The following is an 11,302-nucleotide window of genomic DNA, read 5'->3' on the forward strand; positions in this document are numbered from 1 at the left end:
CGGCTCAGCCCTTGATGCTGCCGGCGGTCAGCCCGGCGAGGATCTGCCGCTGGAAGGCCAGGAACAGCGCCACCATCGGCAGGCTGGCCAGCACCATCCCGGCGACGAGCACGTTGAGCGGCATGTCGATCGCCACCCGCTGCAGCATCACCGAGAGCGTCTGCTTTTCGGTGTCCGGGAACACCAGCAGCGGCCAGATGAAGTCCTTCCACGCGGTGACCACCGCGAGGATCGACACCACGGCCAGGATCGGCCGCGAGATCGGCAGGATGATCCGCCAGAGCGTGCGCACCGGCCCGGCGCCGTCGATGCGCGCCGCTTCGATCAGCTCGTCGGGGATCTGGTCGAAGAACCGCTTCAGCAGGTAGATGTTGAACGCGTTCGCCGCCGCCGGGAGCCAGACCGCGGTCGGCGAGTTGATCAGGTTGAGGTGCAGCAGCGGCAGGTCCGTCACCGTCACGTACGTCGGGACGAGCAGGGCCGTGGCCGGCAGCATGAGCGTGGCCAGCATCAGCCCGAGCACGACGTTGCCGAACTTCGGCCGCAGCTTCGACAGCGCGAACGCGGCCGGGACGTCGATGGCCAGCTGCGCCAGCCACGCGCCGCCGGCGACGATCAGCGTGTTGAGGAAGTACTTGCCCAGGCTCAGCTGGTCCCACGCGTCGGCGAAGGTCTCCGGGTGCCACTCGTGCGGGACGAGCGTCGCCGGCGTCTGCGCCAGCTCCTGCGGGGACTTCATCGCGCCGGTGACGACCCAGTACAGCGGGAACATGAAGGCCACGACGAACACCGCGAGCGTGCACGCGAAGACGACACCGTAGACGACCTTGCCGCGCGGGCTGCGCAACGCGCCGGGCGAGACGAGGGTCCTCATGACTGGTCCGCCTTCCGCGTCAGCCGGACGTACCACGCCGAGAACACGCCGAGCGCCACGAACAGCAGCAGGCTCATCGCGCTCGCCGAGCCGAAGTCGTTGTAGACGAAGGCGTAGCGGTACAGCAGCAGGAGCACGGTGACCGTCGAGTCGTCCGGGCCACCGCCGGTCATCACGTACGGCTCGGTGAACACCTGCATCGTCGCGACGATCTGCAGCAGCAGGAGCACCAGCAGCACGAACCGCGTCTGCGGGAACGTCACGTGCCGCAGCCGCTTCCACAGCCCGGCGCCGTCGAGCTCCGCGGCTTCGTAGAGCTCGCCGGGGATGGTGCCGAGCGCGGCCAGGTAGATGAGCGTGGTGCTGCCCATGTTGGCCCACGTCGAGACGAACACCAGCGACAGCATCGCCGTCGTGGAGGAGTCGAGCCACTGGCCGCCGGGCAGGCCGACCGCGCCGAGCGCGGAGTTGAAGAGACCGGGACCCGGGTCGTAGAACCACTTCCACATCAGCGCCGTCACGACCGGCGGCAGCATCACCGGCAGGTAGACGGCGAGCCGGAAGAACGCCTTCGCGTGCCGGAGCTCGTTGAGCAGCACGGCCGTGAGGAACGGGACGGCGAAGCCGAAGACCAGCGCCAGCCCGGTGAACAGCAGCGTGTTGCGCCAGGCGACGCCGAACAGCGGGTCCGCGAAGAGCCGGCTGAAGTTGTCGAACCCGACCCACGTCGGCGCGTTGACGAAGTCGACCTGCTGGAAGCTCAGCAGCACACCGCGCACGATCGGGTACCAGGAGAAGAGGGCGAACACCACGAGCGCGGCGCAGAGCAGGCCGTACGCGGTGAGGTTCTCCTTGAGCTTGCGCCTGATCCGGGTCCGGCGGCGTTCCCCGGGGGAGGTGACCGGCCGCCTGGCCCGCGACGAAGACGTCGCGGGCCAGGCGAGAAGGCTACTTGACCTGGGCGAGGACACTGTTGACCTTCGCCGAAGCCGACGACAGCTGCTGGTCGATGTTCGCGTTCTGGTCCGTGAGCACCGCCTGCATGACGCTGTCGAGCGCGGCGTAGATCTGCTGCGCGTTCGGCGGCTCGATGCTGCCCTTGATCTTGCTGGTCGTGTCCACGTAGGACTGGTAGTTCTTCGCGGGAACGTTGGCGTACTTGGCCTTCAGCGCCAGCTGCTGCTCGCGGACCGAGCCCGTCCAGACGTCCGGGGTCGGCTCGGCGGGGAGGCCGACCGGCTGCTTGCCGTCGACGTACTGCTGGATGTGCTTTTCGAAGCGGTCCGGGTTGAGGTACTTCCACTGGATCCACTCGAGGCCGGCCTTGACCTTGTCCGGGGAAGCCTTCGGGTTGATCATGTAGCCCTCGCCGCCGAGCAGCGTGCCCTGGCCGCCGGGCATGCCGGCGATGCCGTAGTCCTCGTACTTGCCGTTGAACTGCTTGACCAGCACCGGAACGTTGTCCGGGGCGGCCATGTACATGCCGAGCTGGCCGGCGCCCATCATGCGCTGCACGTCCGTGGCTTCGAGGAGCTGCTTGGCGCCCATCGAGTTGTCGGTCCAGCGCATGTCGTGCAGGTACTGCAGGGCCTGCTTGCCCTTGTCGTTGGCGAAGTCGGCGACCCACTTGTCGCCGTCCTTGCGGGCGATGTCGCCGCCCATCGAGTAGAGCCAGCCGGTCATGTGCCAGCCGCCCTGGTTGTTCTTGCTGTAGTCGGCGTACCCGACGACGCCGTTGCCCAGCGCGGAGATCTTCTTCGCGGCGTCGCGGACCTCGTCCCACGTCTGCGGCGGCTTGTCCGGGTCGAGCCCGGCCTTCTGGAACAGCGGGCGGCTGTAGACCAGGCCCATCGTGTAGTTCATCGTCGGCAGGCCGTAGAGCTTGCCGTTCGCGTCACGGAAGTTGTCGAGGAGTTCCGGCTTGATGTCGCTGATGTGCGGAACGCTCTTCGCGGCTTCCGTGATGTCGGCGGCTTGACGGCGCGCGATGATCTGCGCGGGGTCGGTGAAGTAGACGTAGTAGACGTCCTCGAGCTGCCCGCCGGCGAGCTTCGCGGAGAAGGTCTTCGGGTCCATGAAGCCTTCGTGCGGATCGATGTCGATGTTCGGGTGGGAAGCCTCGAACTCCTTGACGTCGGCGTCGAACACGCTGCGCTCGAACGGCTGGCTGGTCGGCGGCTGCCCGGTGACCGTGATCTTGACCTTGCCCCCCGCGGTCTCCGTGCCGGAGTCGCTGCCGCAGGCGGCCACCCCCAGGGCGAGGCCACCTGCGGCCAGCATGCAGAAGATCCGGCGGGGCACGGTTCGGGACCAGGGACTGCTCATCTCAAGCCTCTTCTCGGGTCGCGACGGCTGTCACGTGATTGCGGTCACTCTAAAGTGTGAGAGCAGATCGACGCAATAAGACGACGAGAAGTTGCAAGTTACGAACAGGCCGCGAGTGGACTGCTGCGGAGTCCGGGGTTGAGTGGGTACGCCCGAACGCCCCAATGTGGCCTTCGGTGCGTCAGACGCACCGAAGGCGGCCTTGGGTGCGTCTGACGCAACCAAGGCCGCCTTGGGGCGCTCGAGGTGGTGGCCGGGCGGGCGCGCGAAGCGACGCAGGTGCTGCGCGCCTCGGCAGGGCCCGCCTCGACCGCCGCAGCCGACTCCAGAGGTCCTGAATGACCCATTCAAGACGTTTGCCCAGGGCGCCGCGCCTATGGCAGGCGCCGGGGCAGCCAGGCTGGGTGACCTTGCCGGAACCTGCCGGAGAGGGCGGAGGCTGCTTGGGGGCGGGCGGGCCCCGGCCGGGCGCGAAAAGAGCGCGACGGCTCGGAAGCCGTCGCGCTCTGGAAGGTGCGGGCTAAGCCGTGCGGCGGGCCGTCGAGCCCCGGACCACCAGCTCCGGTGCGAACAGCAGCTCCTCCGCCGCCACCTCGCCCCCGTTGATCCGCTTCACCAGCAGCTCCACCACCGCGCGCCCCATTGCCTCGATCGGCTGGCGGGTGGTCGTCAGGGGTGGGTCGGTGCAGTTCATCAAGGCCGAGTCGTCGTAGCCGACCACCGAGACGTCCTCCGGCACCGACAACCCCTGCCGACGCGCCGCGCGGATCGCTCCCAGGGCCAGGAGGTCGCTCGCGCACAGCACCGCCGTCGCGCCGCGGGGGTACAGCCTGGCCGCCGCCGCGTGGCCGCCCTCGATCGAAAACATGCCGTGCTCGACCAGCTCGTCCAGCACCGGCAGCCCGAGCTTCGCCGCGTACGACTGGAACGCCGCGAGCTTGCGCCGGGACGGCACGTGGTCCGACGGCCCCAGGACCAGCCCGATCTTCTCGTGCCCGAGCGAGCTCAGGTGCCCGACGACCTGCTCGACGGCCACCGCGTCGTCGCACGAGACCTGGGGGAGCCCGAGGTGGTCGACCGCCGCGTTGATGAGCACCGTCGGGAGCCGGCGCTCCACCAGGTGGTGGTAGTGCGTGTGCACCGCGTCCGCCTGGGCGAACAGCCCGCCGGCGAACACCACGCCCGACACCTGCTGCTGAAGGAGCAGTTCGACGTATTCCGCCTCCGACACCCCGCCCGCGGTCCGCGTGCACAGCACCGGCGTGAACCCCTGCTGCGCGAGGGCGTTGCCCATGATCTCGGCCAGCGCGGGGAAGATGGGGTTCTGCAGCTCCGGCAGCACCAGCCCGACCAGGCGGGCCCGCTCGCCGCGCAGCTGGGTGGGGCGTTCGTAGCCCATCACGTCCAGCGCGGTGAGCACGGCGGCCCGGGTGCTGGCGGACACCCCGGAGCGGCCGTTGAGCACCCGGCTGACCGTGGCTTCGCTGACCCCGACCTGGCGGGCGACTTCGGCAAGACGACGCGTCATGCGTGAAACTTTACAGCAACTGCGCGCAAAAGTATGACAAGCCCGTACCGGTCCCGGGGACCGATACGGGCTTGCCGGACGACCGAGCTACGAAGCCGCCACTTCGAACTCGGACACCTGACCGGCGGGCCAGCCGGTGTTGCCGGTGAACGTCAGCCGCACGAAACGCTGGGACGTCGCCGTGAAGGACGCCGACGCCGTGTTGCCGGAAGCCGGGTCGAACGCGTACCCGCGGGAACCGACCAGCGTCGTGTACGAACCGCCGTCCGTGCTGCCGGAGATCGTCACCGTCTCGGTCCGCGCGCCCCACGCCGACGACGGCGGCAGGCGCAGCGTCACCTTGTTGATCGACGCCGCCGCGCCCAGGTCCACCGTCAGCGTCTGCGGGAACGCGTTGTTCGCGCTCTCCCAGTACGTGTCGGCATTGCCGTCGTTGGCGTTCGACGGCGGGAACCCGCCCTGCGAAGCCGACGCGCTGATCGCCTTGCCCTTCGCGATGTTGGTGCCCGGCTGCGTCGGCTGCGGCGGGCCCGAGTTCGGCGCGGGCCAGCTCGAGCAGTCACTCCACGTGCCGGTCCAGCCGCTGTTGCCCGACCCGCCGAACGTCATCCGCGGGATCGACGTCGGGTACGGGCAGTTGTACGTCCCGGTCACGCCGACGCCGGACGCGGTCAGGTTGCTGATCGACACCGACCCCTGCGTCTGCGACTGCGCCACGAACGTCCCGACGCCCTGCACCGTCACGCCGTCGATCGTGATGCCCTGGATCTGCTTGCCCTGCCCGTTGCCGTCGATGAACTGGATCGCCTCGTACGGGCTCTGGATCGCGGTGAACCCGGTGACCCGGATCGTGACGCCGGTGATCGCCTGGTCACGCGCGTCGAACCACAGCGCGCCGACGCCGAACTGCCAGTTGGGGTCGAGCGCGCCGGCCCGCAGCGCGGTGTTGTTCGACAGCGTCACCGTGCCCGAAAGCGGCACCGAGTTGAACCGGTTCGCCACCAGGTACCCGCCGCCGAGAGCGTTGGTGTCCTGGACGAGGTTGCCGCTCACCGTGTTGTTCGACCCGCCGTACAGTGCGATGCCGTTGGCCAGGTTCGGCTGCACGATCGTGTTGTTGACCAGCGAGTTGCCCGAGTCGGCCTGGCCGTTGGACCACAGCGCGAGCCCGTCGTCACCGTTGTTGCGCAGGTAGTTGTTGCGCAGCGTCGAGTTCGTGACGGCGCCGTCGAAGTTCACGCCGTCGGCCTGCGTGTCCAGGATGCGGTTGTTCTCGATGGTGACGTTCGACGACGCGCCGTTCATCAGCCACAGCCCGCACTTCGTGTCCTGGATCCAGAGACCCGACACGACCGAGCCGTTGCCCAGGACACCGTGGAACGCGTTGTCCGGGCTGCCGTCGTTGCGTTCGGTCACGTCGCCGAACACCGCGAAGTCGTACAGCTTGATGTTCCCGGAGGCGCTGCCGTTGTTGAAGATGTTGTTGCCGTGCAGCACGGTGTACCACTGTCCCGCGCCGCGGACGGTGGTCTGGTCGATCTGCAGCGCCGAGCCGATCTCGAACCGGCCCGACGGAACCCAGACTTCGCGACCCTGCGAGCGCGCCGCCGAAAGCGCGTTGCGGAACGCCTGGGTGTCGTCGGAGGAGTCGTTGGCCGTGGCGCCGTAGTCCGTCACCGACAAAGCGGCCGACGGCTTCGTCCCCGCGCCGCCGACCTGCTCGAAGTCGGCGAGGTCGATGGTCGCCTGGCCGACGTCACCGGAATCGGCGGACACCCGGACCTTCGCGCCGGCCGCGGCGTTCTGGCCGAACAGCAGCCGGGCGTCGTCGAAGAAGTGGTGGGTCTTCGCGCCGGGGATCCAGCTGGTGTCCACATAGGAATACCGCGACGTCACGGGAAGCGCGAGCTTCGTGCCGTTGACCGTCACCGAAAGCCGCCCGGACGAGCCGTCCGGCAGGTTGTAGTGGACGTTGATCGAGTTCGCCGCCGCGGGCAGCGTGAACTCGACGTACTGGCCGGTCGTGATGCGCACGGCCTGCCGTCCGGAGGCTTCCGAGGCGATCGACGCCTGCGTGTAGTCGGGACCGACAGCCGAGCCGTTCGTCGCTGAGCACTCGGCTTCGACGGTGCGGAACGGCACGCTCGCGCCGCCCGGCGCGGTCGCCGGGCAGGTCGCGGCCGTGGCCGGAGTGCTGCCGGACAGCACAGCCAGGCCGGACGCGACGAGCGCGGCGGCAAGGAGAGCGGGAATGCGGGACATCATCACCTCTCAGGACGAATAGGCTTCGAGTTCGGACAGCTGCCCGGCGGGCCAGCCGGTGTTGCCGGTGAAGGTCAGGCGCAGGGTTCGCGCGGAGGTGGCCGGGAAGGTCACGGTCGCCGCGTTGCCCGAGGCCGGATCGAAGGCGTACGTCGCCGACGCCTTGACGCCGTCGACCGACAGCGTCTGCGTGCGCGAGCCCCACGAGGGCGGCAGCTTCAGCACCAGCCGCGAGACGCTGACCGTGGCGCCGAAGTCGACGGTCAGCGACTGCGGGAACGCGTTGTTCGTGCTCTCCCAATACGAGTTCGCGTCGCCGTCGACGGCGTTGCCCGGCGGGAACCCACCCTGCGAACCGGACGCGCTGACGCTCTTGTGCAACGCGAGGTTCCCCGTCGGCTGAGTCGGCGTGGTGGTCGGGGGAGTGGTCGTGCCGCCGTTGTCCGAGCCGTAGACCGGCGTCGGCCACGAGCCGCAGAACGTCGTCGACCAGCCCGAGTTGCCACCCTGATCGGCGAGGCCGGTGAGCGCGTCCGGACCCATGCAGCTGTAGACCCCGGCCCGCCCGACCCCCGTCGCGACGACGTTCTTGACGGACCCCGAAGGCTTGGCCTGGATCTGCCACGCGAAGGTGCCCGCCCCGGTGATCCGCACGTTGGTGAAGTGGACGTCCGTGGTGGCGCTGTCGATGAACTGGATGGCCTCGTAGTTGTTGTCCTGCAGGTCGAGGTCGGTGACGTCGATCCGGCCGGTGATCGCCGAGTCGCGGCCGTCGAACCACAGCGCGCCGACGCCGAACTGCCAGTTCGAGTCGAGGACGCCGGTGCGGATCGCGGTGTTGCGCGCGACGGTCGTGGTGCCGGAGAGCGGCACCGCGCTGAACCGGTTGGCGATGTGGAGGCCGCCGCCCTGGTCCTGGTTGTCGGCCACGACGTTGTCGGACACCGTGTTGTCGTGCCCGCCGTAGATCGCGATGTTGTTGGCGAGGATCGGCAGCAGCACGGTGTTGAAGGAGAACGTGTTGTGGTGGTCGGCGTCGTGCTCGGACCACATGGCCAGGCCGTCGTCACCGGTGTTGCGCAGGAAGTTGTTCGTCACCGTGGCGTTGCTGATGCCCTGGTGCAGGTTCAGCCCGTCGGCGGTCTGGTCGAGGATCCGGTTGCCGGCCACGGTGAGCCCGTCGAACGGCCCGTCGAGCCACAGCCCGACCTTCGTGTGCTGCAGCCACAGGTTCTGCACGACCGAGCCGCCGCCCAGCGCCCCGCCGATGGCGTTGGACTGGTCGCAGTCGACGCGGGCGTCGACCTGGCCGATGATCGCGAAGTCGTAGAGTTTCACGGCGCTGCTCGTGCCGGGCACGGCCGGGTTGCCGGGGTAGGTCGAGGTACCGCAGCTCTCGGGTTCGCCCTTGCCGAAGATGCCGGCGCGCGGCCCGGTGAGCACCGAGTACCACGGCCCGGCGCCGCGGATCGTCACCTGGTCGACCGTGATGTGGTGGCCGAGGGTGAAGGTTCCCGACGGGATCCAGACTTCCTTGCCCTGGCCGCGAGCCGCGGCGACGGCCGAGTCGAACGCCGAAGCGTCGTCGCTCGTGTCGCCCGCGGTGGCGCCGTAGTCGGTGACGGACACCGAGTTCGCCGGCCGGGTGGCCGCGGCGCCGACCTGCTCGAAGTCGGCCAGGTCGATCGTCGCCGGCGTGACGTCGCCGGCGTCGACCTGCAGCTTGATCTTGGTGCCGGCCGGGTAGGACGTGCCGAGCAGCGCGCGGGTCTCGTCGTAGAAGTGGTGCGCGTGACCGTCACCCGGGTTGTTGGTGAACGGGTACGAGCCGTAGTACCAGGCCCACTTCGACGTCAGCGCGATGTCCCGGTTGTGGGCACCGCCGACGTACAGCGAAATCGTCCCGTTCGCCGCATCCGGGAGGCTGTAGCGGAAGTCGATCGAGTTCGCCGGGGCGGTGAGCGTGAACTCGACGTACTGGCCCTGGCCGGACAAGGTCACGGCTTTGCGGCCGGACGCCTCGCCGGCGAGCGTGCCCGCGGCGCGGTTCGGGCCGATGACCGAGCCGTTCGTCGCGGCGTTCTCCGCTTCCTGTTCGAGGAAGGGCACGGTCGCGCCGCGGCCGGCCGCGAGGGCCGATCCACCGGCGGGCACGGCGGCGATCGTCAGGCCGGCCGCGGCGGTCACGGCGGCGGCGAGAGTGGCGAATCTCTTGGCCCGGAAGCGATCCGGAGCGTTTGCGGGCGCGCTGAAGACAGAGCTGGGAGACATGGGCGGCACTGGCCTTTCCGCAGCAGGGTGGGGACCTCTGTGACCGGGATCATACGAATCCTGGACAAGAAATCGCAATAGTTGAACGAACTTACGCAACTTTGCGACAGGAAGTGACGGCTGCGCCGGATGTCCGACGTTCGCTTACGCCCGCCGGAGCAACGATCTCGCGCTCGGAGGCGCGCTGATAGTTTTCCGTCATGAGCCAGCGACGTGCGGACGGCAGCGCCGGGGACGCGGACTACGGCGCGATCGGCGGGGTCTACACCGACTACCGCAAGCCGGATCCCCGCATCGGCCAGTACCTCCTCGACGCGCTCGGGGACGCGCGGACCGTGCTCAACGTCGGCGCGGGTGCCGGTGCCTACGAACCCGAAGACCGCGAAGTGACCGCGGTCGAGCCGTCCGCGTCGATGCGCGCGCAGCGCCCGGCGGACCTGCCGCCCGCGATCGACGCCGTCGCCGAGAAGCTCCCGTTCCCGGACCGGGCGTTCGAGGGCGCGATGAGCACGTTCAGCGTCCACCAGTGGAACGACCTGTGGACCGGGCTGAAGGAGCTGCGCCGGGTCACCCGCGGCCCGGTCGCCATCCTGACCTGCGACCCGGCCCTGCTGCGGCGGTTCTGGCTGCTCGACTACGCGCCCGAGGTGATCGAGACCGAGGCACGCCGCTACCCGTCGGTCGACGACATCGCCGACGGCCTCGGCGGCCCCACGTCGATCGTCCCCGTGCCCATCCCGATCGACTGCACGGACGGCTTCAACGAGGCCTACTACGCCCGCCCGGAGCGCCTGCTCGACCCGGGCGCGCGGCTGTCGTGCTCGGCGTGGAGCTTCGTCGACGACCGCGTGCACCACCGCTTCGCCGCCGAGCTGCAGCACGACCTCGACGACGGCACGTGGGAACGCCGCTACGGGCGGCTGCGCGAGCAGCCGACGTTCGAAGGCTCGCTGGTCCTCGTCGTTTCGGACCCGACGGCGTGACGCCGCCGCCGTTCGACCCGGAGCTGGCGCCGGTCGTCGAAACCCTGCGCGCCCTCCGCCCGCCGCTGGCTTCGCTCGAGGACATCCCCGGCCGCCGCGAGCTGAACGCCGCCGAGCACCGGACCGTCGAGGAGCTGGCCGCCGCGTACCCGGCGTACAAAGTCACCGAGGAGTACGCGGGGGACGTTCCGCTGCTGGTGATGACCCCGGCGACGAGCGCGGGTGTCCTGTACTACGTGCATGGCGGCGGCACGATCGTCGGCAGCCACCTCGGCCAGGACGTGCCGAACCTGCTGGACTGGGCGGGCGGAACGGACCTGACGATCGTCTCGCCGGGCTACCGGCTCGCGCCCGAGCACCCGTACCCGGTGCCGGTCGAGGACTGCTACACCGGTCTCTTGTGGACGGTCGAGCACCGCGCCGGCCCGGTGGTGCTCGGCGGTATCAGCGCCGGCGGCGGGCTCGCGGCGGCCACGGCCCTGCTCGCACGCGACCGCGGTGGTCCGGAAGTCGCCGGCCAGCTGCTGCTCTGCCCGATGCTCGACGACCGCAACGACACGCCGTCCGCCGTCGACCTCGACGGTCGCGGCCTGTGGGACCGCACGGCCAACAACGTCGGCTGGACGGCCTACCTCGGTGATCGCCGCGGCACGGCCGACGTTCCGGCGTATGCCGCCGCGGCCCGCGCCGCCGACCTTTCCGGGCTGCCACCGGCGTTCCTGGACGTCGGCACGGCGGAGACGTTCCGCGACGAGGTCGTCGCCTACGCGAGCCGGATCTGGCAGGCGGGCGGCGAGGCCGAGCTGCACGTGTGGCCCGGGGGTTTCCACGGCTTCGACGCGCTGGCCCCGGAAGCGCAGGTCAGCCGGGCCGCGCGCGCCGCCCGGCTGACCTGGTTGCGCCACCTGCTCGGCCGCTAGGGCGATGTTCACCGGCTCGGTTCGTGCGCCCCAATGTGGCGGTTGGTTTTTTGGGAGGCCCCACCCCCCCACTTGTTTTTTTTTGCGTCCCCCCCCACACCCTTGGGTGCGTTGGTGGCCAGGTTCCAAAGCCAGGTCC

General features: G+C 69.6%; 8 protein-coding genes. 2 read left to right on the forward strand and 6 right to left on the reverse strand.

Features of this window, described 5'->3' with window-relative positions; genetic code table 11:
* Positions 1–4: 4 nt before the first annotated feature.
* The 6 genes from ACZ4TR_RS46540 to ACZ4TR_RS46565 all read right to left on the reverse strand — a co-directional run bounded on the left by ACZ4TR_RS46540 (position 5) and on the right by ACZ4TR_RS46565 (position 9,260).
* Entirely contained in the window at positions 5–874 is an 870-nt protein-coding gene (locus ACZ4TR_RS46540; protein ID WP_465295232.1) for a carbohydrate ABC transporter permease, read from the reverse strand.
* Entirely contained in the window at positions 871–1,845 is a 975-nt protein-coding gene (locus ACZ4TR_RS46545) for a carbohydrate ABC transporter permease (protein ID WP_465295234.1), read from the reverse strand. Before ACZ4TR_RS46545 ends, ACZ4TR_RS46540 begins: the two co-directional genes overlap by 4 nt.
* The gene (locus ACZ4TR_RS46550) at positions 1,823–3,199 is read right to left on the reverse strand and encodes an ABC transporter substrate-binding protein (RefSeq protein WP_465295236.1); all 1,377 of its coding nucleotides are present in this window, start codon (positions 3,197–3,199) and stop codon (positions 1,823–1,825) included. The genes ACZ4TR_RS46545 and ACZ4TR_RS46550 overlap by 23 nt, the downstream gene beginning before the upstream one ends.
* Positions 3,200–3,719: 520 nt before the next feature.
* Positions 3,720–4,727, reverse strand: a complete 1,008-nt coding sequence (locus ACZ4TR_RS46555) for a LacI family DNA-binding transcriptional regulator (RefSeq protein ID WP_465295238.1) — start codon at positions 4,725–4,727, stop codon at positions 3,720–3,722.
* 87 nt (positions 4,728–4,814) lie between these two features.
* Complete coding sequence (locus ACZ4TR_RS46560; RefSeq protein ID WP_465295240.1) at positions 4,815–6,989, reverse strand: discoidin domain-containing protein; 2,175 nt, start codon at positions 6,987–6,989, stop codon at positions 4,815–4,817.
* Between the two features lie 9 nt (positions 6,990–6,998).
* Complete coding sequence (locus ACZ4TR_RS46565; RefSeq protein WP_465295242.1) at positions 6,999–9,260, reverse strand: discoidin domain-containing protein; 2,262 nt, start codon at positions 9,258–9,260, stop codon at positions 6,999–7,001.
* Positions 9,261–9,460: 200 nt separating this feature from the next.
* Between ACZ4TR_RS46565 and ACZ4TR_RS46570 the strand changes: the two genes are divergently transcribed.
* Both ACZ4TR_RS46570 and ACZ4TR_RS46575 read left to right on the forward strand, forming a co-directional pair.
* Positions 9,461–10,243: a class I SAM-dependent methyltransferase gene (locus tag ACZ4TR_RS46570; RefSeq protein ID WP_465295244.1), complete on the forward strand. Its 783-nt coding sequence runs from the start codon at positions 9,461–9,463 to the stop codon at positions 10,241–10,243.
* Positions 10,240–11,163, forward strand: a complete 924-nt coding sequence (locus ACZ4TR_RS46575) for an alpha/beta hydrolase fold domain-containing protein (RefSeq protein ID WP_465295246.1) — start codon at positions 10,240–10,242, stop codon at positions 11,161–11,163. Before ACZ4TR_RS46570 ends, ACZ4TR_RS46575 begins: the two co-directional genes overlap by 4 nt.
* The last annotated feature ends 139 nt before the right edge of the window (positions 11,164–11,302 follow it).

Source organism: Amycolatopsis sp. NPDC028719, from assembly GCF_055565395.1.

Bases quoted from the DNA above. Each gene is read 5' to 3' on its own strand.
- ACZ4TR_RS46560 (WP_465295240.1), bottom strand. From the start codon at position 6,989: ATGTCCCGCATTCCCGCTCTCCTTGCCGCCGCGCTCGTCGCGTCCGGC.
- ACZ4TR_RS46555 (WP_465295238.1), bottom strand. From the start codon at position 4,727: ATGACGCGTCGTCTTGCCGAAGTCGCCCGCCAGGTCGGGGTCAGCGAA.
- ACZ4TR_RS46570 (WP_465295244.1), top strand. From the start codon at position 9,461: ATGAGCCAGCGACGTGCGGACGGCAGCGCCGGGGACGCGGACTACGGC.
- ACZ4TR_RS46540 (WP_465295232.1), bottom strand. From the start codon at position 874: ATGAGGACCCTCGTCTCGCCCGGCGCGTTGCGCAGCCCGCGCGGCAAG.
- ACZ4TR_RS46550 (WP_465295236.1), bottom strand. From the start codon at position 3,199: ATGAGCAGTCCCTGGTCCCGAACCGTGCCCCGCCGGATCTTCTGCATG.
- ACZ4TR_RS46565 (WP_465295242.1), bottom strand. From the start codon at position 9,260: ATGTCTCCCAGCTCTGTCTTCAGCGCGCCCGCAAACGCTCCGGATCGC.